Raw genomic sequence first — 24,725 nt, forward strand, 5'->3', positions numbered from 1 at the left:
CGGGTGTGGTAGACTTCACCTTAAGGGTGCTCCTCTCTTTGGGTGATGTGTTCTCGACAAACACCATTCTACCAAAGATTTGAGCACTTTTTCATATTTTCAAAGAGCAGTACTTTCGAAATTCAGGTTCATATTTTTAACCATATGATAAACCCGAAAAGGCCTGCTCCATTTTGAGCAGGCCTTTTTCAAATATAACCGGGCTTTATTTTGCGGCGTTTTGCGGACGAATCCAAAAATTGCGCAGGGTTTGCGGCGGTTTTATCGTCATATAATAACGGCCCCTTTAATAGAATTTGGACACATGCTCTAATCCCAGTTCTGGAATTCGGGGTCCCAACGGTATTTTTCGTTATAGAGGGCCGACACCTCGTTGCGAAGGCCGTTCCACGTTTGATCGGGATTGCGCCGTACCAGCCGGTATAAGCGAAGAAACCGGTCTTTCGGAAGATGGCGGACGTAACGAAGAATAAAATCCGGGTACGCATCCACGTAGGTTTTCATCCGGACGGCCGCGCCGGCGACAAGCGCCATGATTCGGACGCCGTTCTTCATATCGAGGATTTCGCGTTCGTACCGCAGCACGTACCGGATGGCTTGATGTTTGATCAGTTCGCGTTTGATTTTGGCCAGCTCGCCGATGTATTCAGCCAGGGCGGGTTCGAAATCGCTGATCATAAGCGGTTCGAGCGTCAGATCCATGTCTTTGCGGAGCGTAAACGACTGAAGGAGCATGATTTGCTGCAAGCGGATCCGGTCATTATGTACGATCGTCGCCATTTCCCGCAAAATTTCGTAGCCGAGCTGCTCATCGTCTTTAATGGCGGCCGAAGCCGTCGTCAAATTCGTATAAATGCCTTCGATGATCCGGCGTTGGCTGCTTCGCAGCAGCCTTTCGAGCTGCCTCCGGGTTTCGGGCTCGATCATTTTCCGCTGAAACCACCAAAGCAGGCCCGTCAGCAGGATGCCGCCCGCCAGGCAGAGGATGATCTGCAGGAGGGTTTGGCTGAATAGCACGGCCGCAAGGGTGATGAGCAGGGCGATCAGACGCTCGTTTTGCATGGAACGTTTGGCTTGGATGCGAGCCTGCTGCATGACCGGAATCAGCGCTTCCCGGCCGCAATTTGCGCATCGGTCTTCCCATAGCACCGTAAAAAAACGGCAATGTTTGCAAATTCTTAACTTTTCGTAGGCATATCTCGTCTTATGATAAGGGCGTAGGATCAGCGGCTTTTTCTTGGCCATCATGCGCGATCCCCCCGCGGGTTGGCGATTTCCAGGAGCGTTTCATCGATATCCTCGGGCGTAGGAGCTTTCTTTTGTCGATGGAAGTACACGGCGATTTTGATGACGATAAAAAGAAACAAAATGCCGAGGCATCCGTATGCAATCATAATCCGCACTCCTTTCGGGGTTCAAAAACGATGAGTTCAATTGTTTGCGGGACTTAAGTCCTATACGCAGCGCAGCGGCTGCTCTCATTGAACTTTGCCGGCTTTAATTATATCATATTATAAAAGTATTGGGAGTTTTTAGTCGCCTTATGGCGGCTTTCGCTGCTAGATTTGGAAAACCGGGGATTTCGTTTATTACGTAATTTTATCGTTTCTTAAGCATTTTTTAAGACTTTTTTCCTAAAGTAGAAGGAAGGCTTATGAAATCCCACAATTCACTAGAGAAGGAGTATCGAAAGTCTATGCTTCATAAAAATAAAATAGCACTCTGTCTTCTGCTGGTAGGTTTGCTGGTCATGCTGCCGGTTTGGAGCCCCCGGGTTTCGGCCGCCGCCGCGCAGCCGTCTTCCCATATCGACGCGGTGCTGGTCCTCGACGCAAGCAACTCGATGAAAACAAGCGATCCGAACGAGGTCAGCGGCGAAGCGATGAAGATGTTCATCGACATGCTCCAGGCGCAAGGGGACAAGGTGGGGATCGTCTCCTATACCGACAAGATCCAGCGGGAAAAAGCGCTGCTTACCATCCAATCGGATGCCGACAAAAACGACTTGAAGCAATTCATCGACCAAATCGACCGCGGCGCCTATACGGATATATCCGTCGGGGTGAAGGAAGCGGTCAAGGTGCTGAAGCAGGGCGCCGATCCGGGCCATGAGCCGATGATCGTCGTGCTGGCGGACGGCAACAACGCGCTCGACCCGGAATCGGGCCGCACGCAGGCGCAGGCCGACCAGGAGCTGAACCAATCGGTGCAGGAGGCGAAGGCCGGGGGCATCCCGATTTATACGATCGGCCTCAATGCGGACGGCAAGCTGAACAAAGACGCGCTTTCCAAGCTCTCGGACCAGACCGGGGGCAAGTCTTTTTCGACCAGTTCGGCCGACGATCTGCCGCAGATTTTGAGCGAAATTTTTGCCAGCCACCAAAAGCTGAAAATCGTGCCGGTCAGTTCGATCACGGCAAACGGCAGCTATCAGGAAGTCGTCGTCAACGTGCCGAACGCGAACGTCCTGGAAGCGAACATCTCCCTGATGTCCGGCAAGCCGGTGGACGTCCAATTATCCGATCCGTCGGGGAAAGACGTGCCGGTACCGTCGGCGAACGTGCAGCGCTCCACATCGAAGACGTATTCCCTGATCAAGCTCCTCAAACCGGAGCAGGGCGATTGGAAGCTGCGGGTCAAGGGCGTTCCCAAAGATAAAATCGACATCAACCTCATTTTCAACTACGATCTTGAGCTGGCCATGGAGCCGCTGAAATCGGCCTCCGTCAAAAAAGGCGATACGGTCGACATCAACGCCTACCTCGTCAGCAACGGACAAAAGCTGAACAATAACGGGCTTTATAAGGACATGACCGCCAAACTTCTTGTCAAGGATCTCGATACCGGGGATACGAAAGAGGTGGAGCTTGCCAATCAAGGCGACCATTTCGAAGGTTCCTACAAGGTGGAGGCGAAACATCAATACGAACTGAAGGTTCGCGCCGAGGACAAAAGCTTTTACCGGGAATCGAAGCCGGTGACCATCAGCGCCAAAGCCGCCGGCGCCGGAAGCGGCGGGGCCCCGGGCGCGGACAAGGCAGACAAGAAACCATTTCCGGTGTGGCCCGTAGTGATAGGCATCGCCGTCCTGGCCGTGCTGGCCGCTGCCGCCTACTTCGTCCTGGGCGCGGTCCGGAAAGCGAATAAAGGATTCGTCGGGCAGATGGTCGTGGAGATCCGCGACGAAAACACCGGCGAAAAAACGTATCCGCAATACAAAAAGCTGACCGCCTTCAAAGGCAAATTCAATCTGCACCAGCTGCTCCAGCTTGCGCCGGAGTTGAAGGAAACGGAAAAAGTCATGTTTATGCCGGGCAAAAACGACCGGCTTGTGCTGAAAAATAACTCCGCCTGCACCGTCGAAAAATCAGGGCGCGCGGTGAACGCCGCGCAGGGTACCGAGCTGAAAAGCGGCGACCGTCTCAGCATATCGCTTCCGCAGGTGGATAAGACGATTTTGATCGAATATTTGGTGTGATGTTGAACGAATGAAACGCAAGCAACAATAGACGAACCTTGAGAAGCACTCAGGAGGGGAAAAGATGAAACCGGTAGTTAGAGAACACATCCAGCAGCTTGACGTATCGCTTGGCGGAGGAATCGTCAGCGAGAAAATCCGGGTCGATACGATCGACAATCCGATTCTCATTATTGGCCTTGGAGGCACGGGGATCGACGCGCTATTGCGCCTGAAATACCAGATCAACCGCCGCTTCAAGCTGCCGGAGGATCCGCTGTCCAAGAAAAAAATGGAGAAGCCGTCCAACGTGGAGTTTTTGGCTTTCGAAACGAACGAACAGGACCGGAACAAACGCTATAAAGGGGTGGGACTCGATTCGATCAACGAATTCGTCCTGCTTTCCAACGCCGAAATCGGCGGGCTGCTGCAGAACCGCAGCATTTTGGAGCCGTACATCACGGATTGGCTGTCCCCGGAGCTCAGCATCACCGACGGCATGAACGGCGCTGCCGGCGTGCGCCAGGCGGGACGCCTGCTGTTGTTCACGAAAATCAACCAGGTGGTTCAAGCCATCGACAAAAAGATCAAAACGCTCTCCGTCGGCACCAGCAAAAAGCTGATGGTGTTCCTGCTGACGGGGCTCTCCGGCGGAACGGGCAGCGGCTGCTTCCTGGACATCGCCTACATCGTGCGCGGCATTATCGAACGCGATTACGGCTCCGCGGGGATCGACCGCGTCAACACGCTCGGCTACCTGTTTACGCCTGACGTGAACCTGTCGAACAAAAGCCTGAGCGAGCATACGCGGGAATACATCAAGAAAAACGGCTACGCCGCCTTGAAGGAGCTCGACTACTGGATGAACGTCGACGCCCGCGGCGAACGCTTCAAGCAGCAGTACGGCAACATTTTGACCGTCAACTCGCCGCTGCCGCCGTTTAACCTGTGCCATCTCATTTCCGCGACGAACACCGAAGGCAAGCTGCTGGAAAACGCGTACGATTACTGCATGAACGTCACCGCCGAGAACATCACGAACTTCATGGCCAGCGAAGAAAAGCAGTCCGGCGAAGAATTCGCGATCCACGACTACATCAGCAACATCCGGACCAACATCGCGCAGATGAACAAGATGTATCCGGCCAACTACGATTACAACATTATCGGCGCATCGTCCGCGGTGCTGCCGATCGAGGAAATGACGACATACCTGGCGTACCGCCTCTTCGGCAAAATGGAATCGATGTTCGAAAAGGCGCCGAGCCAGGAGGACGTGGAGAAGTTCGCGCGCAAGCTGGGCATCGACCTCGACACGATGGTCAAAACGTTCGAATCCCGCGTGCCCGAGCCGCTGCCGGGTTACCAGAACAGCGAACGCCTGAGCTATACGAACGTCGTGAAAAACCAGGTCATCAATATGGATACCGAGCTGGAGCAGACGTTCCTGGCCCGTGCCCGCGAAGAATACATCAAAGCGAAAAAACAGCTGCCCGGCGAAATCGTGCAGCAGTTCAGCGACCAGGTGCGCCGCATCTTCCTGCATCCGCAGCAAGGCCCGTTTTACGTATCGCGCCTGCTGTACACGGAGAAGGGATTCTGCCTCCTGAAGATGCTGCTGTCCTACATCGAGACGCTGCGGGAGAATTTGACCCGCATTCCGCGCGACATCGAGGCGGCCAGGGAGCAGGCGAACGAACGGCTGGGCGATGCGAAAAGCGCTTTTGTCTCCAAGGAGAAAAAGAAAAACGTCTACATCGAAGCGAAAATCAACGAGTACTGGCTGATGGCGGACGTCGAGCGCACCGAGCAGATGATCGAGTTTTACGAGGATCTGTATGAGCTATTGAACCAGGAAAACAACCGCATTTATAACGTCTATACCGAAATTTTGAACGCCCTGAACGCCATTTTCGCCAAAAACGGGGACATTCTCCTGAACGGCGAAGAGCAGCTGGATCATAAAGGCAACAAAACGTACTACTGGAATATCGTCAGCGTGCCGGACATCTCCAAGGTCATCAACCGGATGATGGAGCAGAAGGACGTCGAGGATCTGATCCGCGATTTCACCCAAGAGCTGCTGGAGCATTCCGACCGGTGGATCAAAGAGCAGGAAATCGATATCGTCAGCTCCATTTCCGACTTCCTGACGGAAAAATTCGGGGATCTGATCACGAAGTCGATGGAGGATTTCCTGGTGATGAAGTTCGGGCAGGAGGAATCCATCGAAAAATTCGTCGAGCGCAAAATCGCCAGCAAGCTGGACGAGGAGGCCGTGCCGGTTTTCCATTTGAGCAACAGCGCGGGCAACTTGTATTTCCCTTCCTGGGGCTTCGTGTCGGTGCCGGTGCAGGCGCCGAGCATCCTGAAAGGAATTCGCAACTACCAGAGCAACTCGATCGGCAAATCGAATTTCACGGTGAAGGAAAGCGAAGTGAAAAACCGGATTTTCTGGCTGAACACGAAAAACGGCGTGCCGCTGTTCGTGTATACGCCGCTGAAGGTATACGAGGAAAGCTACGAACGAACCATCCTCGACAAAGAGGGCATCGGTCGCCATCTGGTGCAAACCGACCGCGCCAATTGGACGTACCTGCCGTCCCCGATCCCGGAAAAATCATGGGGCGAAACCTACGTCAATCCGCGGGTTCAAAGCTATAACGCCCGCGTCCGGGCGGAATTCGGCCGGGCTCTTGGGTACAAAATCATCGTGGAAAAAGGCGTCGACCAAAACACGAGCAACCGCTTCGCGGTGGTCTATACGAAGCCGTTTGATCTGGATCAGCTCCTTCGCGCTTACGACATGCAGCTTGGCGCGGCCAAGCCGAATCTCGGCGAAGTGAAGCGTGCCGCCACCGAACTGAAGCGGCTGCTTGAAGACGGGCTGGAGCAGGAAAACGTCAAGGATATTTTCGGCAGCATCAACGAAGAGCTGGCGAAGGAGAACCTGATCCGCTCGCCGGAGCAGATTGCGCGCGTTCGGGCGGAATTGGCGAAATATGAGGCGATTCAATCCAAGCTGAAAGAACTGGAGGCCGTCATCAACAAAAACCAGGACGAGGAAAAATGGCTCGACCAGTTTATCGAAGCGATGTATACCGGCACGATCTGCAAAAAAGGGGCGCTGTACGTCTATGACCGCGATCCGGAAGAGGAAGCGTGGGAGCCGTTCGCGAACCTGATGAAAAGCGTCAATTATGTGGAATACGAGGTTTACAAGCATTTCCGCGGGCTGGATGAGCGAAGCCGGAGCACGCTGCTGCGCAAATCCTCCCGCCGCGATCAAGAGCTGACGGCTTCCGAGGACATTTCAGGGCTGCTCGTCAAGCTGGATGATCTGTTCGGGGTATTCCTCGACGCGCGCGAGCGTCTGGAATACGAGAAGGTGGAGCTGGCCGACGGGGAAGAACGCTATCAGTTCTACAAGCAGGTCGCTTCCAAATTAAACGATATCCGCAGAAGGTTGAAATCATGATGGAGCGGGTATTGGAACGGTTCGCCGCAGGTTATGCCGCCGATCAGGATAAGCTGTCGGGCAAAGGGGATGACCAGAGCAGCATCCACTACCCGGCCGTGTTTCTGTTCATTGGGGATAAATCGGCCGAGGCCATCGAGCCGATGATGCGCATCAATCATAAAAAATGGGATAACAGCGCCGGCGTCATGTATTTTCATGTCGGAACCGGCCGCGGGCCGGGAGGGCCGCATTCGGGACACGCAAGCCGGTCCGCGACCGGGAATCCGGGGGCGGCATCTCCGGCCTCGGGGAAAACCGGAATTTCCGGCGGCGCCGAGCTGCGGGTCAGCCGGTTTGCGATCGACGCCGGACCTGCCGGACAGGATCCCAAAACGCTCCGCAAAGAGCTGTACCGTTCCTTTTACCGGGACGAGGAGCAGCTGTACGCCCTGAACCGGGCGCTGCGGCAGCTCAGCTACAACATAGCGGACTACGGGCGGCTGTATTCGTCATTCGACCGCATTCATCTTTCTGTCATTACGCGGGTCGACGACCCGCTTAATGTGTTCATACCGGAAGTTTCCCTGCTGGCGCAGTCCATCTTCGCCCAGTCCTTCAAATCGGTGCAGATGGATTTGTACGTCCTGATCAGCGAGCGGGACCAGATGGAATCGTTCGGGTACGGCAGCTCGGCCGGGGTGGCTTTTCTCCGGGAACTGGAAGTGATGCAGAGCCCCGACTACAGCTTTTCGGCAAAGCTGCACGTGACGGAGGACGGCCTGTCCATCCCGGTCACGCACCGGCCGGCCCCGCTGTTTGATCTCGTCTACGTGCTTTCGGACAAAAACGAACGCGGCATTACCGCCGCCCACGGCATGCAGGACAACTACGAAATCATTTGCCATGTGAGCCTGCTCAAAAACCGGAAGCAAAAGGAAAGCCATTTCGACATGAATGCCGGAGGGTATAACAACACCTCCTTCAAAAACAACGTCATGACCGAATCCGGCCGCCAGGGATACGTTTCGGCAGGTTTTTCCCGCGTTAAACGGCCCAACGAGTCGATTGCGCTGGCCGTGCTGTACCATTTTTACGGCGGTTTGCTCAGCCGGATGAAAAACGTGCCGGAATGGGGATTCAAAGAAAAAATGTCCTTTTTCGGCCTCGACCCGGCGGCCATATCGGAGCAAGCGGAAAGAATCGTCCCGGACGGCGGCAAAATCGCCGAGATGACCGGCATGATGACGCACCCGGTCAGCTACGGCTCGCTAAAGCGCATGACGCTCCGCGACGCGGAAGAGGCGCTGTTCGGCGGCGGCTGCGAGGCTTATTTCCAGAGCAACTACGTGCAGGAGACCGAGCTGCGCTTAAAGCAGCTTCAAGCCGGCGAAGGACTGGGGGAACGGATCCGCCGCCGTTTGCGCGAGCAGTCGGCCGTGGGGATTTTCGGGATCGCGTTATGGACGGACGAAAAAAACGGCGGCAGCGTGCTGGAGGCGGTACGGAGCCGCATCCGCGATTTGGCGGGACACTTAGAAGCCGAAAAAGCGGAGCTTGCAAGTTACTATGAGGAGCGGGTCGAAAACCAGCCGTTCCCGAAACGGCCGCTGATGGAGAAGCATAACGTCCGAAGCTTCATCCGTTTTTTCTTCGAGACGGTGTACCGGCGGAAGCTGGAGCTGCTGCGGATCGAGACCGAGCTGAAGCTGTATCGGCGTTACGAAACGGAATTGGCCCGAATCCACGCGGAATATAAGCAAAAGGCGCTGGAGCTTACGGAGGTCGAGGAGACGCTGCTGCATGCGGCCCGCGCAAGCATCCGGGAAGCCGACGATTACATCGGCCAGAACGTCATGGAATATTACGGCGTGGTCACCGAAGAGCTGATGCGCGAGCTGGAATCGCGGCGCGGCGAAGGCGTTTTTTTCGAGGAGCGGTATATGGGAAGTTTCGCCGAGCTTTTGGATGAAGGCAGGGAACGGATGTTGATGCGGCTGATCGATGTGTGCAGAAGAGAGCTGTTGGAATCGGAAGCGTTCGATCAGACCTTCGAGGAGGAGCTTTTGAACCGGGCGAACGTAACGGCGGAGTATGGCAACCGGCAGGTCCTTTCGAAGGAAGAGCTGTTCAAAAGGCTGTACCGGACGTTGGAGGAGCACGCCGTCATCAACTTGCGCCTGCTCGAATACACGCAAGAGCACCGCTACGAGGAAAAATACTTTTTCGGGGATGCCGAAAGCGAATTTATCCGGTATGCGGCCGCAGCCGACGAGACCTCCCGGATCTACAAGCTGGGCGTCGTGCATGAGAAACGCAGCAGCGGCGTCGAGAAATTGAACCTGATGGGCGGATTTCACCTTGAGGATCTGATGTATTACCGCAACGGAAAAGTTTATTACGAAACCTACGTTCAGAACGGCTACGAATTCCATGGGATCGACGCCGAACGGCTGCCGGAGCTGAAATAGCCCCGTTTTCAATCGGTCGCCGAACTTTCGTTTGGCCTTAAAGGAAAGGAAGATGGATATGCAGCGAAAATTGAATCTGCTCCTGCTGCTGTTCAGCCTGCTTGGCGGTGCCGTCGGCTACATCATCGCGGAGATCATGCTGAATACGTGGGGAAAAGACTGGCCCCGGATCGTGGCGGTCGGACTCTATTTTGGCGTGCTTGCCTTATGTATCGGGCTGGGCTGCCTGATCGCCGAGGTCATGTCGCCGCGGCTGAACGGCCCCTCCTGGAAGCAGCGTTATGCAGGGACGTCGTGGAAGCTGCTGGTGCCGGCCACGCTTGTGATGATATTCGTCCTGTCGCTGGCGCTCGAATTCGTGTACGAGATCAACGGCGGCGGAACGAAGCCGGTGAAGGACATCGCGCTGGTGATCGACAACTCGGGCAGCATGACGCAGACGGATCCGGACAACGAACGATACGCCGCCGCCAAAAACATGATCGACCGGATGGACGGCGGCAACAGGGTCGCGGTGCTGGTGTTTAACGACCAGACGACGCTGCTGCAGCCGTTTGCGAAAATGAAAAACCAGGCTGCCAAGGACGAAGTGACGGCCAAAATCGACGCGCTGGAAGCGACGGACGGCGGCACGGACATCGGCTTGGCTTTGTCGGACGCGATGAAGCAGATTGAGGATGAAGGCAATGCAGGGCGGGGAACGATGGTCGTCCTGCTTTCCGACGGCGCGAGCGAGGTAGACTTGAATTCGGCCCTTGCCCCTTATAAGCAAAAGCAAGTCCAAGTGAACACGATCGGGCTGAGACTGATGGATCCGCAAGGTTCCGATCTGCTGAAGGCGATCGCGCAGGAAACGGGCGGACAGTATTACGATGTGCAAAATGCCGGCGATTTGTCGCCGGTGTTCCAAAAAATATACCGGGATGCAGGCGAGCGCACGCTGCTTATCGAGCGGACCGGACCGCAGGAGAACAGCACCCTTTACTTGATCGCCCGCGTGGTTTTCCTCGCATTGATCGGCGCCGGCATCGGCATTGCGCTCGGGCTGATCTTCGATAACCGCTATCTCGCCCGCAGCTTTGGCGCCGGAGGCACGGTTTCCGGGCTGCTGGCGGGATTGCTGCTGGAATTCGGATTGACGGGCGAAGACTGGAAAGACAGCATCATCCGGCTTTTGGCCTGCCTCGTGCTCGCCGGCGTACTTGCGGTATTTACGGCGATCGTGCCGGTCAAAGAGAACGGAAAGATCGAAGCGGGCCTGCATCGTCCAGGCCAAGCAGGGCGTTCGCGGAACGGATTTGCCGGCCGGAACCCCAACAGCAACAGCAGAGGATTTTAAACGGGAGGAGAAAACAGGATGAGGTTCATCGATGCGGATATCAGCTCCATGCTCATTCGCGGCGTGACCCATCAGCTGGATGGAGACCGCTGCACGCTCCGCTGGCGTTGGCCGGAGGATATCAAGGCGGTCTATATCGAGCGCAGCATGGCGGGGGAAGAGCCGATGCCGGATGCCCGCCGGCCGAACATGAGCAGGCTGAAGCTGTACACCCGGAATGAATATAAAGCGGCGAACGGCTACCATGACCGGATCGACGGGGTCGGAAAGGTCGTGTATACGATTTATGCCGCCACCGAAACGGAGGAGGGCCCGGCGCTGATCCGCCAGCATGACGGCCAGAACCGGAAGGAATTCAGCACGGGCAGAGCAAAGGTGTGGTTTTCCATCCGCCACAAGGGCGGTTGGCTGCAAAAATACAAGTCGGTGCAAATCAAGGTAACCACCGAGATTCCGATCCCGAAAGAAGCGCTTTGTTACGTCAAAAAGACCGGCGGTTATCCGGCGAATAAAGACGACGGCACGCTGTACCCTTTCGTGGCGGATTTCGAAGCCGGCGTAAACGTACTGCCGGTGATCGAGGTCGGCAAAAACGATTACGTGCGGCTGTTTTTCACCGACGGGAAGAAATATGGGCAGATGTATGAGTTGGTGCCGGAATCGTAAATTGGGCGCTCCATGTAAATTCCCTCCGGCCTCTGTTGAAGTCGTGTTATCGGAATAGACTATGAGGACATAACACGACTTCAAAGGAGGCCCGTAAACTCTCCGGGCAATTTACATTCCGCTTGGTGTTTCGGGAGGAAGGTGTAAGCTGATTGGCAGGAGCGAATCAGCTTGATCTTCGCGTGGGCGCCCGCCGGGGAAGAATTTTATAGGGATCGCGCACTCAAACGAGAAGTTTCTTGCTTTACGAAGTATAATGTAGTAGGAAGACGCATAAGACGAACGCAAAAGGTCGCGAGAGACGAATCGATAGGACGCCGTAATCGGCAGCTCGATTCCGTCCATCGCGTCGGCCCGCTGCGCAATGCTCGGCATAAAGTCATATTAGCCTTTATTTATAGAGTGAAGTTTTAATAACATAAACGAATCATTCCATAAAAAGCTTCATAATGAACTATTTCGTCACTTTTGATATGATGATCGATACGCGCAGGCAGCAGGGCTGCCGTGCGGCAACCCACCAGCCAAAGGGGGAAGAGGGAAACCAATGGGCATTTTCAATATGTTCAAAAAGAAACCGATCGCCGAGCCTAGGCCGCTTTTTTACGATATTGTGTGTCCGTATTGCTTCAGCAAATTCGCGCCGGACGAGGTCGTCTTCCGCGCGGCCCACAGCCGGGAGGACGACGAGGATTACGCGCTGCAGGAGGACGAGGTGCTGAACCGGTACCGCGAGCGCTTCGGCTTGGACTCGGTGTATGACATGGAAGCCATTTTGCGGCCAAGCGACATTCCCGAGGAACGCCATATTTATTCCGATCACGTGCTGGTCGGCCTGAATGACCGCTACGGGGTAGTGACGCGCCGCCGCCTGTGCCCGAAATGCCATAACGAGCTCCCGGTCACGTCGGGCAAGGTGCCGAGCAACATCATTTCCATTATCGGCGCTTCCCAGGTCGGCAAATCCGTCTACATGACGTCGCTGATCCATACGCTGCAGCATTCGACGGCCGACCACTTCAACGCGGCATGCATGCCGCTGAATGCTGAAATCAGCCGCAAATTCCGGACGATGTACGAGGAACCGCTGTTTGAACGCGGGGATTTGCTGGCATCGACCCAGAAGGAAAAAATGCAGGAGCCGTTCATTTTCCAATTCGTGTTCAAGGACGAGAGCAAACCGCCGCTGACGCTGGTGTTTTTCGACGTGGCGGGCGAAGGGATGGTCGACGAGGATTATCTTGGCCTGCACGGCCAGCATATCAAAAATTCGGCGGGCATCCTGTTTATGGTCGATCCGCTGCAAATCCGCTCCATCCGCGATAAAATCCGCATCCAAATGGGAGACGAGCCGGGAGAGTGGGTGCCGCAGTACGACGAGCCGCGCGACGTGGTGCTGACGTTGTTCGGCGACTTTATCGCTTACGAGGATAAGGGGAAAACCGACATTCCGACCGCCGTGGTGCTGACCAAAAGCGATATGCTCCACTCCTTGAAGGACGAAGACGGCGAGTATATCAAATCGAACAGCAACGTGTTCCACAACATGGTGCACCGCAAGGCGCTCAATTTGACCGAATTCGAAAATATCGACGGCGAGATCCGCCGCTTCATCGAAAAGGTGGACCGCCCGTTCAAAGGCACGATGGACGTTTATTTTTCCAACACGGCGTATTTTGCGGTATCGGCGCTTGGCAGCAACCCGGTCAACCAAAAAATGCAGTCCGTCGTCAGCCCGATCCGCGTGGATGAGCCGTTTATCTGGCTGATGTATAAGCTGAATTACATAGAGGGGAGAGTCGACGCATGATGTTACCCCCGAATGTAGTGCAGCAGCAAATGTATACGCGCGAGCGTCGGGGCATTTTCCGCGATAACGAAGGATTTGACACCGTCGCCCGTTCCTCGGGTCTGGATCAAGCCTATATCAAAAAGGTGCTGCATCCGTATTGCCAATACGATGCCCCTGCCGAACTTGCGGCACGAACCGAGAAGGAAGGACAGGAATATCCGGATGCGCTGCACGTCATCCATACCGAATCCGGCGATACGATCGTCGGACGGAGCGTATTCCAGCCGGCGGATTTTACGGGGCTCCGCAGCGCCTTTTTTACGCATAACTATGTCATTCCCGCAGATTTCAAAGATTCGCCGGAAACGGATTACCGCACCTGGCTGAACGCTTCGTTTGCCGAACGGTACGATGTCGAGCAGGGGATGGACCTTCCGGAACTGCCCGCCATCCCGGCCAAGGACCATGAGGGCCATCTTACCCGGGAGCAGGCGCTCGGGCTGCTTCAGGAACTCAAAATCGACGAGCAGGCGTTCAAGCAGCTGCTGTTTGCGGCGATGGCCTCGGTGGCCGGCAAGAAAAAGGTCTACATTGTGCTGGACGTGCCGATCGAGCAGCTTTCCGAAAAAGCGAAACGGCTTTTGGCGCTGCTTTTTGCCAGCCTTCCTTACGGCATCCGCCGTCAGCTCGGCTTCCAGACCTATGCGCGGGAGCCTCAGAGCAAAAAAGGCGTCCAGATCATGTTCGTCGAAAAAGGAAGCTTGCGGCTGAACGACCGCAGCATCGAAAAGGACTTTCTGTTCGAGCTGGCGGCCGGGCGCATATTAAACGCCGATCTGGACTGGGACGACCAGCCTTATTTGGATTTTGCCTGGGATAACCTTGGCAATCCGGAGCGGGCAGAGCGGTTTTACGATTTTTCGGCCCGGATGCTCAAAGACATGGAGCCGATCCGTCAAATCGCGATCGCCAGCTACCACGAGCTTGCCGTGCTTTTCCAAATGGAAGAAGGAAACCTGGAGTTGTACGAGCCGAACAGGCTCAGCGTGCTTCGGGCGATGCTCGATTTATTGGAGCCGGCCGGTTCCCTGCCTGCAAAGATGCGGCTGAACGATTTGTTCCTGGCCAGCTTCGACCTGGAGTTTGACCGGGTCAAACAAGGAGAGCTGCCCGAGCTTGAAATTCTGGAATGCATCAAGGACTATTACCGGGTGGATAAAAAACACAGCGAACGGAAGATCGTGGAGTATTTTATCCGTGCGCTGAATAACGCCATTACCCTTGGCCGCAAGGATCTGCTGTCCGCGATCTATGGAATGATCGAAAGCGATGCGGACCTGTGCACGGCATTTTTCGGCCGGGTGCTCGCAAGCCAGGGGCTGCCGAAGCTGATGTTTAACCCATATATCGAAAACCGGCTGAAAAAAGCGATGAAAGCGCGGGACGTGGCGGACCTGCTGCATCGCTGGGTGACGTCGCATCCGGTGGTGTTAAGCAACGACTTTTTTGTCCAAACCGCCGAAAGTCAGCTGATAGACAAGCTGCGGAAGGAAGCCGAGCCGGTCAAAGCCGTCAATCAGGTGCTGGATCAGCTGGACGAGCTGGACCAGGATCCGCAGCATGGTTTTTCGCTGGTGGAAGGAGGCTCGTTTTTCGTCGACAGGCTGATGTATGCGGCGAACCTGTTCCTCCTGAAGGACGTGCAGCTCGACAAGATCACGAAAGAGCAGCTGCTGCAAATCGGCTTTTTGAACAATCCGAAGGAGTTCCGCTCCTGGGTGTCGCGGTTTGACACCCGGACCCGTTCGAAAGCGGAGGTCATGCTGGCCGCGCACCGCTGGTTTACGAGCGTGGAGCCGGACCCTTCCCTGCTGAAAGGACTTTCCCCGGAGGAGCGGGACGAGCTTCAGCGTCTTGCCCGAAATTGGCTGCGGAAGGAAGTCGGGTTATCCCGTTTCGGCAGCATCACGCTGGCCTTCTGTTACGATGTGGATGCAGGGGCGGTGGATTACAACGGGCTGATGGAATTTTTGCATAAGCATGCACCTCATCCCGAGACGGTCTACGAATTTATCGAATGGTCCGCGAAGGAGCCGGCGTTCGTGCGGCCGCGCGGGTTGATTCCAGCCTATGCGACGGCGATTTTGAATTATTTCCAAAATTACGATGCTGCCGCGTTCAAAAACAAAGAAAACGTGCGCAAATATTTCGACGCGGCGGCTCCGGAGTTAAAAGCGGTCTACGACAAAGCCAGATACGAGCTGGCGTCGCCGCTTGTGAAGTTTTTCCGGGGCAACCCGAGAGTATTCAAGCTAAGCGCGGTGCTGACGCTAATGATCGTCGTGATCGGGGGCATGCTGATCGTCATGCAGGCCAACGGCGGGTTCAAAAAAGAGCCGGAGAAGCAGGTCAACGCCGAGGCGAAACCGCCGGTTGCGGCAACCGAAAACCAAAATAAGGCGGAGGAGCCGAAGGAACCGGTCGAGGCCGCGAAGGAAGTGCCGGTCCTGACGTCCAAAACGATCAAAAACGCGGACAAAACCCGCGTGACCCAGCTTGTGTTCCACTTCAAGCAGCCGGCTTCCTGCCGCGATTTCGTCGCAAATGAAGTGACCGTCATGGGGAAAGACGGAAGCATCATTTTGGAAGTCCCGACGCCGCGTTTCGTTCATGCATGCGCGGAAGAAACGGCATCGGATCAAGGCGCGGGTTCCGCGGATGGAACGGGGACGGCTTCGGGTGCGAACGGTACGGAAGGAACGGCGGGAGGCCAAAACTCCGCGTCCGGCTCGGACGGTTCAGCCAACGAAACCGGAAATCCGGAAGGTGCCGTCGCTTCGGATGGCACGGCATCCGGCCAGGAAGGGACCGAAGGAACGGATGCGTCCGGCACGTCCGCAAGCGGAGGGGATAACCCCGGCGGCAGCGGGGCAGCCGGAACGGCGGAGGACGGCGGTCCGGAAGCTTATACGAGCACGGTAACGCTCAAACTGATCAAAAAGTTGGACCTGAACAAAGTGGACCAGGTGCTAGTCGATAACGTGCCTTACGTGATCATACCGGAAGACCAGTTAGGCAAAACGGACGTGACCGGGGAGGGCGCGTCCACAACGGATACCCAAAATACAGTGGAAGGCGGCACCGAAGACGGTTCGCTGGGCGGCATCCAAGATACGGGAAACGAATCGGAATCGCCATAAAATAAACAGAGCGTCCTGATCCTCATTGGAGGAAAGGGCGCTCTTATTTTTGCCTCAGGCCTTCATTTGCGGCGAATCCGGATGCATCGCCATAAATTCGATGCGGTTGCCGTCGGGATCCCTCGCCCAGCACTGCCAGTTGAGATCCTTCCCCTGCTGCGGCTCAACGTCAAGGGGAACGCCGTTTTGTTTCAAATGGTCGGCGATTTCCTCGATGCTGTCGACTTCAAGGCACAGATGGGAAAAGCCGACGGGGCGTTCCGGCCGTTCCGGTTTTTGCTTGCCGCCGTAAAACAGCTCGATGAACCGGCCGTCGGCGACTTTAATGTATTCGATCCACGGATTGCCTTGATCGTCTTCGATGGAAAACGCCTTTTTAAAGCCGAGAACGCCGCAGTAAAAATGCAGGGAGCGTTCCATGTCCGCCACGTCAAAAGCCAAATGCCCGATTCCTTTGATCATTTGCAAGTCCTCCTTATCGCGTTGGCATGGGTCATACCGGTGTCTTTTTGTGGAAGCGCATTCATAATAACTCCAACGGCTGCGTTTTTCAATACCGTGACGCGCATGGCAAAGGGCGAAAAACACAGCAAAAGCAGAAGGTGATTCTTGAATGTTCGGTTTTAGACTATAATTTATCAAATCCGCTAAATAAACACGCTCGTTTCCCTCGGTAAATACGAATTATCTTGTTATTTTTGATTGACACTTTCGTGTTTGTTCGATAAACTTATATTTGTTGTTGATGATATAGAGAGATTGTTCGTATATCCTCATTGATATGGTTTGAGGGTTTCTACAAGGGACCGTAAATCTCTGGCTACGAACAGGATTGCTTTTTGGCATACCTGTTCCTGCGCCGGGGATTTTTTTTGCCCTTATAGACATTTTGTCCGGATTCCCGAACCGGGCTTATGGCACCGGGGGCGGGGATGCCCCGCAGGGAATGAAATCCGACTACTCATACTTCCAGGAGGTTCGAGATGAACAAATATGACGTGATTGTCGTTGGAGCCGGTCCGGCCGGCATTTTTGCCTGTTATGAATTTGCGTTGAAGGCTCCGCATTTGAAGGTGCTGTTGGTGGATAAAGGCCATGACATTTATCGGCGCAGCTGTCCGATTCTGGAGGACAAAATCAAGCTTTGCCCGCCTGCTGGAGGCCGTAAGGAGTTTGCCGGCTGCGTGCCCGCGTGTTCGATCACGGCCGGTTTCGGCGGAGCGGGCGCTTATAGCGACGGGAAATTCAACATCACGACCGAATTCGGCGGCTGGCTGACGGATTATTTGTCTCCTTCCAAGGTCATGGAGCTCATCCGTTACGTGGACGCGTTGAATCTGGAGCATGGGGCTACGACGAACATCACCGACCCGACGACCGACGTCATCCGGGGCATCGAGCAGCGCGGTTATGCCGCGGGATTGAAGCTGCTGCGGGCACAGGTGCGCCATCTCGGGACCGAACAGAACCTGGAAATTTTGAAATCGATATACGAATTTTTGAAAACCCGCGTCGATATGATGTTCAAAGCGGAAGTCGAAGACATCGTCACGAGCAAAGACGGCGGCACGCATACGGTGCACGGCATCGTGCTGAAAAACGGGGAGACGTACGAAGCGGACCGCGTGATGATCGCGCCTGGGCGGGACGGCTCAGGCTGGCTGACTTCGATCCTGAAAAAGCGCAGGCTGAAAATGTACAACAATCAGGTCGATGTCGGCGTCCGCGTCGAAACGTCCGATGTGGTCATGCGGGAGATCAACGAGCATCTATATGAAGGAAAGTTCATCTTTAACACGTCGGTAGGAACAAGGGTCAGAACGTTCTGCAGCAACCCTTCGGGGCATGTCGTGGTGGAAAACCACACGGGGGCGATGGCGGCCAACGGCCATTCCTTCAAAGACCCGGCGCTGGGGTCGAGCAATACGAACTTCGCTTTGCTCGTCTCGCATAAGTTTACGGAGCCGTTCGACAAGCCGAACGAATACGCGCGGGAAATTTGCAAACGGGCCAACGATTTGTCGGGCGGCGGGATCATCGTTCAGAAATACGGGGACATTCTGCGCGGCAGACGTTCCACGGAAGCGCGGATCCGCGAAGGGTTCCTGGAGCCGACGCTGAAGGAAGCGGTGCCGGGGGATTTGGGGCTTGTCCTTCCGTACAATACGATGAAAAGTTTAATCGAAATGATGCAGGCGCTCGATCAGGTGACGCCGGGGATCGCTTCCGAGCATACGCTGTTTTACGGCGTGGAGGCGAAGTTTTATTCGGCCCGGCCGAAGCTGTCGGAAACGCTGGAAACGGAAATCAGCGGGCTGTATTGCGGGGGCGACGGCGCGGGCATTACCCGCGGTCTGGCCCAGGCGGGAGCCGCCGGCGTGTGGATTGCGCGCAGCATCGTGGATTCGCTGTAAGCATGCATATGCATAAGGTGTTCCGGAACATGGCCGACGGCGTGACAGACGTGAGCCGGACGCGAACATCGTTTTTTTGCAAAGGTTATTTAAAGGTATGCCTTTTCCGATTTTCGGAGGGGCGTACCTTTTTTGTACCCCGATTGGTTAAAAAATGTATTAGAAACAAACCGTGAAGAAAATGAAAGGGAACGCATTTTTTAAAAAATAATTTCCTGGCTTCTATATTGATAAATAATAAACGATACAATATAATGTCTAAGTGGATTTCAAACCAATGAATTATTTGTCTAATAAAAGGAGATGTTGTCATATGAGTTCCTCACAGCAGGCCGCCGGGCATGCGGATGATATCCGAAGGCCTGAAGGCGCGCCCCCATTGAATGCTCAAGCGCAACCTGGCGTCTACCGCGCCATGATTGCTTTTCTGATTCCGCTCATCTTAAGCAACGCGCTGCAGTCCGTCGGTCAGCTGGCCGGCACGATCGTCGTCGGTCGCTGGATCGGCGTGGATGCGCTCGCGGCCATATCGGCCTTTTTCCCGCTGTTCTTCCTGCTGGTTTCGTTCGTGATCGGAATCGGCTCCGGGAGCGCGATCCTGATCGGTCAGGCTTACGGCGCCGGAAATATGGAAAAGTTAAAGACGATCGTCGGCACGACCATGACCTTCACGTTCCTGCTTGGCATCGTGCTTGCCATCGTCGGCGGCATTTTTACGGAGGATATTTTGCGCATGGTCGGCACGCCGGCCAACATTATGGACGTCACGATCCATTACGCGCGCATTATGTTCTGGAGCTTGCCGGTCATGTTCCTGTACATGGTTTATACGACGTTTATGCGCGGAACGGGCGACTCCAAGACGCCGTTTTATTCCTTGATCGTCAGCACCGTGCTGAACCTGGCTTTCCTGCCGGTTCTTATCTTCGGGTGGCTGGGTTTGCCGAAGCTGGGCATTTACGGCGCGGCGTACGCTAACGTGATTTCGACCGTCATTACGTTCGTCCTGCTGCTTTGGTACACGTATTGGAAGAAAAGCCCTCTTCGTTTGGACGCTTCCGTACGCAAGCATCTGGGCATGAACAAAGACATGCTGAAGCTGCTGCTCCGTTTGGGCATCCCGTCCAGCGTCAGCATGATCCTCGTGTCCTTGTCCGAAATCGCGGTCATCGTGTTCGTCAACCGTTTCGGCTCCAATGCCACCGCGGCATACGGATCGGTGAACCAGGTCGTGAGCTACGTCCAGATGCCGGCGATCAGCCTCGGGATGACGGTGTCGGTTCTGGCGGCGCAGTCGATCGGCGCGAAACAGAACGATCGCTTGAAAGAGGTCATCCGCGCGGGAATCGTGCTGAACTATATTATCGGCGTGGCGCTGATGATCCCGATTTACATTTTTTCGAAAAACATTTTGTCCTGGTTCATCACGAGCCCGGAAACGCTGAATATCGCCCATGAGCTGCTTGTCATTACGTTGTGGAGTTACCTCATTTTCGGTCACGTGCAGATCGTCGCGGCGACCATGCGCGCAAGCGGCGTCGTATTATGGCCGATGATTTTCAGCGTCATTTCCATCTGGTGCGTCGAGGTGCCTGTCGCATACGTGCTGTCGTACCATACGAGCCTTGGCATTCGCGGCATTTGGCTCGGCTATCCGGCGGCATTTATCGTCAGCATGATTTTGGTCTATTCGTATTACTGGTTGTCGTGGAAAAAGAAACAGATTACCAGTCTCGTGCAATAAGTCAGCTATTAAATCCAAGGGCGTCTCTCGTCTGAACGCGACAAAAAAGCAGCCTGCGCAAGTAGCCTTAAAGGGCACAAGCGCAGCTGCTTTTTTTCTTTTGTTTTGTTTTCTTTGGACGTCAACCGTTGTTCTTGTATCGTTCGTAAGCCTGGTTGTAAATCTCCATATATTCGTCCACGCCCATCTTCCGAACCGTGTCGACGTATTTATCCCACTCGGACATCGGCACGGCGCCGGTAATGAACTTCGCTTCCATCTCGCCGATGTAGGTCTCGATGTCGGACCCGACGGTGGAGCGGAAATCCGTCTCTTCTTCCGTGTAGTTGAAGGCGTTCCAGATCTCCGGGATGCGGTGCGGCTCTGCTTTCTTGCCGACGGCGATGGATTCCGGAAGGGACTCTGAGCCTTTGAAATATTTTTCCTGCACGTAACCCGGATAACTGCCGCCGAGCCATGTAATATATTTGGCCAACGCCTGATCCATTGTCAGCCCGTCCGGATTGTTCGTGATCTCCTCGACGTATTCCAGCTTGCCGTCCGCCGCCTTGCGGTACGTCTGCCCTTCGATGCCCATGAAATAGAAGGTCGCCCCTTCGTCGCCGTAAAAATGGTCGATCCAGCGCACCGTCGCTTCGGGATGCTTGTTCTTGTCGGTGATGACGAAGGCGCCGGGCCAGACGGCGGGCACTTTGATGTGCGAGTACATCTGATCGCCGTGCGGTCCTTTCAGCGCGCCCAGACCGGTATACCCGTCCTGGTTCATCTGGGTTTTCGGGTTCGGGTTGATCGTGGCACCCAAAACGCCTTCCTGCCCCTTGGCATACAGCGCGGCCGTCTTGATCGTGAAAATTTCCGGATCGATCAATCCTTCGGCATACAACCTGCGCACATAATCGATGACCTCTTTATATTTGGGATCGATGCGGAAGAAGCGGAGCTTGCCCGTCGCAGGATCGACGTCGACGAATTTGTGCCCGAGGCCGCGGTCGCCGAATCCCCAAGCGCCGCGCAGCTGCTCGATCAGCGGGTTGATGCCTTCCCCCGCGTAAGGAATTTCATCGGCTTTACCGTTGCTGTTCAAGTCGGTTTCTTTCACTTTCTTCAAATACTGGTAAAATTCCTCGGTGGTCTCCGGCTCCTTCATATTCAGCTTGTCGAGCCATTCCTGCTTCACCCAGAGCGGGGTGCCGATCAGCATCGGCAGGAAGTCCGGGCTGTAGAGGGAAGGGAACGAATAAATGTTGCCGTCGGGCATCGTCAACCCTCGTTTCAAGTCCGGATATGTTTCGAGGAGCTTTTTGAAATTGGGCGCGTATTGATCGATGAGATCGTTCAGCTTGACGAAGGTCCCTTGCGCCCCGTATTTCATCAGATCGGATGCGGGAACCCGGGCCGAGTAGAATGCATCCGGATAATCGCCGCCGGCTAAAGCCAGATTGCGCTTCTCGGTCAAATTCTCGAAGGGCACGAGCTGGAACGTCACGTTAATGTTCGTCATCTTTGCGTATTCCTTCCAGACGAGCGTTTCTTCGAACTTGTTGCCGTTGGTCGGCGCTTTGCCCGTAAAGAACGTCAGCGAAATCGGTTCCTTAACGATCGGCATTCCGGTTGCGTTCACATTCGCCCCCGCTTCCTTGCCCGGTTTCGGATCGGCTTTCCCTTCCTCTCCGCTTCCCCCGTTGCTGCAGGCCGACAGCAAGCCGACGGCCAAGGCCAAGGCCAGTGCTGCAGCGGTCCATCTCTTTTTGCGCATAACATATGCCTCCTCATGAATTGGTTTTATATATCGCCTAATGAGTGTCAGTCAACTGAGAAGCCTTCGGGACGCTTGCGCTATCCTTTGACCGCCCCGATCATGACGCCTTTGGCGAAATATTTTTGCAGGAACGGATATAGCAGAAGCACCGGCAGATTGGCCACGATAACGACGGCGTATTTGATGGCTTCGCTTTGCATGACGGTTTCGGCCAGCACGTTGTCGCCGACGCCTTGCATCTCCTGCATCTGCCCCTGGATCAGGATTTCCCGCAAGATGAGCTGCAGCGGGTATTTCTCGCGGTCGGTCAAGTACATCAGCGCGCTGAAATAGGCGTTCCAGTGGCCGACGCTATAGAACAAAATCATGACCGCGATGATCGGCATCGACAGGGGCAGCACGATCCGGACCAGCGTTCCGATATTGGAGCAGCCGTCCATGGCCGCGGCCTCCTGCATCTCCTGCGGGATGAAGTTCTGGAAAAACGTCCGCATGATCAGGACGTTGTAAACGGATATTGCGCCGGGCAGGATCAGGGCCCACATCGAGTTTAGCATCCCGAGGTCTTTGATCAGCAGGTACGTCGGCACCATGCCGCCGCTGAAAAACATCGTCAGCACCATCATCCCGGAGATGACATTGCGGCCGTACAGGTCTTTGCGGGACAGTGGATACGCCGCCGCGATCGACAACAGCAAATTGATGGCCGTCCCGATCACCGTGTACAGCAGCGTGTTCGCATAACCGGTCAAAATTTCGGCGTTTTGAAAAATTTTTTTGTACCCGATCCAGGTCATGTCTTTGGGCCAAAGCCAAACTTCGCCGCGCATGACCGCCCCGGGGCTGCTGAATGACGCGACGAGCACGAAAATGAGCGGGTACAGCACGATGACGCAAATAAGCGCCAGAAGGGCGTATACGACCCAGCCGAACAGCTTGTCGCCTAAACTTTGATTAACCATGCAAATCAGCTCCTCCTACCATAAGCTGGTGTCGTTCATCTTTCGGGCGACGCGATTGACGACGATCAGAAGAATGAAATTGATGACGTTGTTGAACAGTCCGACGGCCGCCGAATAGCTGTATTGCCCGTCGACGATCCCTTTGCGGTACACATGCGTCGAGATGACGTCCGAGGCCGTCATATTAAGCGAATTTTGCATCAGGTATACCTTCTCGAAGCCGACGCTCAGGAGCGAGCCCATGTTCAGAATAAGCAGGATGGTAATCGTCGGCATGATGCCGGGCAAGTTGATATGCCATATTCGCTGCCAACGGCTGGCGCCGTCGACCCGGGCGGCCTCGTGAAGCTGCGGGTCGATAGCGGTCAGGGCGGCGAGATAAATGATGGAACTCCAGCCCATCTGCTGCCAGACGCCCGACAGCACGTACACGCTCTTGAACCAGCTCGGCTCCGTCATGAAGCGGATCGGTTCGCCCCCAAGCCAGGTGATGACGAGATTGACCAGCCCCGATTCCGGCGAGAGAAAAATCAGGAGCAAGCCGACCAGGACGACGGTCGATAAAAAATGCGGCGCGTACGTTACCGTCTGAACGAACCGGCTGAACTTGCGCGAACGCACCTCGTTAATGAGGAGCGCGAGCAGAATCGGCGCCGGGAAACCCACGAGAAGCTGATACAAGCCGATCCCCAGCGTATTTTTAATGAGCCGCCAAAAATAGTAGCTTTCGAAAAACCTTTCGAAATGGTGCAACCCGACCCAGGGGCTTCCCCAGATGCCCTTCGTGGCGATAAAGTTTTTGAAGGCGATCTGCACGCCGTACATGGGGACGTATTCGAAAACGATAAAAAAGGCGACGACCGGCAGCAGCAGCACGTACAGATCCCAATTTCTGCGAATTTGTCTTTTCAACATATCACCTCGCTTTGAACGTTCGTTTAGGAGTATAGCAGCGACAGGGACGGGGCGGTATTGACACTTCTTTCACTTCTTTGCGCCGAATTGGCCGACATAAAGAAAAGATAAGGATCTAAAAAAATGCAGGGATTGCCCGATCCTCCGGCATGGGCGGCGCCCGGAGGCTGCGAAGCGAACAAAAAAGAGACCCAAGTCCACGCGGCTTTCCAAGCTTCCGCGGCAGATCAGGTCTCTCCAAGGCTCCACCCTGTCTATTTACTTATTGGTATCAAGATAAGGGACAACTGTTAATCCTGTTCAAACAAAAGGTTAACGCCACATTAATTCTAAACCCGTTCCTCCGCCGGTCCGCCCCGAGAGCGATCTGCACGGATCAAAACAAAGGTTTGCGAGAACGATGATAAAAGCCTGCCGACTGTTTTCCAAACGGTAGGAAAAATGAACTTTCCCGGAGAATTATAGAACGTGACTGGAGGAGGTTTCGAATCCACTTCAAGTTTAGGGGAAGCCATGTTTATAGGCCTGTTCAAGGTTTGGGGTAGTTAG

15 protein-coding genes and 1 riboswitch are annotated in these 24,725 nt (G+C 55.0%); of the genes, 9 read left to right on the forward strand and 6 right to left on the reverse strand.

Translation table 11 applies throughout. The features are described 5' to 3' along the window. Window positions 1-309: 309 nt before the first annotated feature. Entirely contained in the window at window positions 310-1,248 is a 939-nt protein-coding gene (locus tag KI367_RS06905; protein ID WP_246536737.1) for a hypothetical protein, read from the reverse strand. Then, window positions 1,245-1,394, reverse strand: a complete 150-nt coding sequence (locus tag KI367_RS06910; protein ID WP_197069951.1) for a hypothetical protein — start codon at window positions 1,392-1,394, stop codon at window positions 1,245-1,247. The genes KI367_RS06905 and KI367_RS06910 overlap by 4 nt, the downstream gene beginning before the upstream one ends. Before the next feature lie 302 nt (window positions 1,395-1,696). Here KI367_RS06910 and KI367_RS06915 point away from each other — a divergent pair, with 302 nt between their 5' ends. The 7 genes from KI367_RS06915 (at window position 1,697) to KI367_RS06945 (ending at window position 16,382) form a co-directional block, all read left to right on the forward strand. Beyond that, on the forward strand, window positions 1,697-3,478 hold the full coding sequence (locus tag KI367_RS06915) for a vWA domain-containing protein (RefSeq protein WP_212948607.1): 1,782 nt from the start codon (window positions 1,697-1,699) through the stop codon (window positions 3,476-3,478). A gap of 64 nt (window positions 3,479-3,542) precedes the next feature. Next, window positions 3,543-6,935: a tubulin-like doman-containing protein gene (locus KI367_RS06920; RefSeq protein WP_212948609.1), complete on the forward strand. Its 3,393-nt coding sequence runs from the start codon at window positions 3,543-3,545 to the stop codon at window positions 6,933-6,935. Next, a complete protein-coding gene (locus KI367_RS06925; protein ID WP_212948848.1) occupies window positions 6,935-9,385 on the forward strand; it encodes a transcription initiation factor TFIID in 2,451 nt (816 codons plus the stop codon). Before KI367_RS06920 ends, KI367_RS06925 begins: the two co-directional genes overlap by 1 nt. A gap of 58 nt (window positions 9,386-9,443) precedes the next feature. Next, window positions 9,444-10,724: a vWA domain-containing protein gene (locus tag KI367_RS06930; RefSeq protein ID WP_212948612.1), complete on the forward strand. Its 1,281-nt coding sequence runs from the start codon at window positions 9,444-9,446 to the stop codon at window positions 10,722-10,724. Between the two features lie 18 nt (window positions 10,725-10,742). Beyond that, entirely contained in the window at window positions 10,743-11,390 is a 648-nt protein-coding gene (locus KI367_RS06935) for a hypothetical protein (RefSeq protein WP_036709555.1), read from the forward strand. Between the two features lie 547 nt (window positions 11,391-11,937). After that, entirely contained in the window at window positions 11,938-13,200 is a 1,263-nt protein-coding gene (locus KI367_RS06940; protein WP_212948614.1) for a hypothetical protein, read from the forward strand. After that, complete coding sequence (locus tag KI367_RS06945) at window positions 13,197-16,382, forward strand: GAP1-N2 domain-containing protein (protein WP_052146961.1); 3,186 nt, start codon at window positions 13,197-13,199, stop codon at window positions 16,380-16,382. Before KI367_RS06940 ends, KI367_RS06945 begins: the two co-directional genes overlap by 4 nt. A 54-nt stretch (window positions 16,383-16,436) precedes the next feature. On the opposite strand, the gene KI367_RS06950 is transcribed toward KI367_RS06945, so the two are convergent. Then, on the reverse strand, window positions 16,437-16,844 hold the full coding sequence (locus tag KI367_RS06950) for a VOC family protein (protein WP_036709561.1): 408 nt from the start codon (window positions 16,842-16,844) through the stop codon (window positions 16,437-16,439). Window positions 16,845-17,125: 281 nt separating this feature from the next. Beyond that, window positions 17,126-17,225: riboswitch (purine riboswitch) on the forward strand. A 140-nt stretch (window positions 17,226-17,365) separates the two neighbouring features. Here KI367_RS06950 and KI367_RS06955 point away from each other — a divergent pair. Beyond that, complete coding sequence (locus KI367_RS06955) at window positions 17,366-18,796, forward strand: NAD(P)/FAD-dependent oxidoreductase (protein ID WP_212948615.1); 1,431 nt, start codon at window positions 17,366-17,368, stop codon at window positions 18,794-18,796. A 415-nt stretch (window positions 18,797-19,211) separates the two neighbouring features. Beyond that, complete coding sequence (locus tag KI367_RS06960) at window positions 19,212-20,540, forward strand: MATE family efflux transporter (protein WP_246536749.1); 1,329 nt, start codon at window positions 19,212-19,214, stop codon at window positions 20,538-20,540. Between the two features lie 121 nt (window positions 20,541-20,661). On the opposite strand, the gene KI367_RS06965 is transcribed toward KI367_RS06960, so the two are convergent. From KI367_RS06965 to KI367_RS06975, 3 genes are all read right to left on the reverse strand, one after another. Then, window positions 20,662-22,296, reverse strand: a complete 1,635-nt coding sequence (locus KI367_RS06965; RefSeq protein ID WP_212948619.1) for an extracellular solute-binding protein — start codon at window positions 22,294-22,296, stop codon at window positions 20,662-20,664. 80 nt (window positions 22,297-22,376) lie between these two features. Further along, the gene (locus KI367_RS06970; protein WP_212948620.1) at window positions 22,377-23,261 is read right to left on the reverse strand and encodes a carbohydrate ABC transporter permease; all 885 of its coding nucleotides are present in this window, start codon (window positions 23,259-23,261) and stop codon (window positions 22,377-22,379) included. A gap of 15 nt (window positions 23,262-23,276) precedes the next feature. Further along, complete coding sequence (locus KI367_RS06975) at window positions 23,277-24,176, reverse strand: ABC transporter permease (RefSeq protein ID WP_081992337.1); 900 nt, start codon at window positions 24,174-24,176, stop codon at window positions 23,277-23,279. Window positions 24,177-24,725: the final 549 nt, after the last annotated feature.

The sequence above is a fragment of the Paenibacillus cookii genome (genome assembly GCF_018333375.1).
Classification (GTDB): domain Bacteria; phylum Bacillota; class Bacilli; order Paenibacillales; family Paenibacillaceae; genus Paenibacillus_AQ; species Paenibacillus_AQ cookii.

Excerpts from the sequence above, each read along its gene's own strand:
- KI367_RS06970 (WP_212948620.1), bottom strand. The coding sequence starts at position 23,261 with ATGGTTAATCAAAGTTTAGGCGACAAGCTGTTCGGCTGGGTCGTATAC.
- KI367_RS06955 (WP_212948615.1), top strand. The coding sequence starts at position 17,366 with ATGAACAAATATGACGTGATTGTCGTTGGAGCCGGTCCGGCCGGCATT.
- KI367_RS06975 (WP_081992337.1), bottom strand. The coding sequence starts at position 24,176 with ATGTTGAAAAGACAAATTCGCAGAAATTGGGATCTGTACGTGCTGCTG.
- KI367_RS06910 (WP_197069951.1), bottom strand. The coding sequence starts at position 1,394 with ATGATTGCATACGGATGCCTCGGCATTTTGTTTCTTTTTATCGTCATC.
- KI367_RS06945 (WP_052146961.1), top strand. The coding sequence starts at position 13,197 with ATGATGTTACCCCCGAATGTAGTGCAGCAGCAAATGTATACGCGCGAG.
- KI367_RS06960 (WP_246536749.1), top strand. The coding sequence starts at position 19,212 with ATGATTGCTTTTCTGATTCCGCTCATCTTAAGCAACGCGCTGCAGTCC.
- KI367_RS06965 (WP_212948619.1), bottom strand. The coding sequence starts at position 22,296 with ATGCGCAAAAAGAGATGGACCGCTGCAGCACTGGCCTTGGCCTTGGCC.
- KI367_RS06915 (WP_212948607.1), top strand. The coding sequence starts at position 1,697 with ATGCTTCATAAAAATAAAATAGCACTCTGTCTTCTGCTGGTAGGTTTG.
- KI367_RS06925 (WP_212948848.1), top strand. The coding sequence starts at position 6,935 with ATGGAGCGGGTATTGGAACGGTTCGCCGCAGGTTATGCCGCCGATCAG.
- KI367_RS06935 (WP_036709555.1), top strand. The coding sequence starts at position 10,743 with ATGAGGTTCATCGATGCGGATATCAGCTCCATGCTCATTCGCGGCGTG.
- KI367_RS06940 (WP_212948614.1), top strand. The coding sequence starts at position 11,938 with ATGGGCATTTTCAATATGTTCAAAAAGAAACCGATCGCCGAGCCTAGG.
- KI367_RS06920 (WP_212948609.1), top strand. The coding sequence starts at position 3,543 with ATGAAACCGGTAGTTAGAGAACACATCCAGCAGCTTGACGTATCGCTT.
- KI367_RS06950 (WP_036709561.1), bottom strand. The coding sequence starts at position 16,844 with ATGATCAAAGGAATCGGGCATTTGGCTTTTGACGTGGCGGACATGGAA.
- KI367_RS06905 (WP_246536737.1), bottom strand. The coding sequence starts at position 1,248 with ATGATGGCCAAGAAAAAGCCGCTGATCCTACGCCCTTATCATAAGACG.
- KI367_RS06930 (WP_212948612.1), top strand. The coding sequence starts at position 9,444 with ATGCAGCGAAAATTGAATCTGCTCCTGCTGCTGTTCAGCCTGCTTGGC.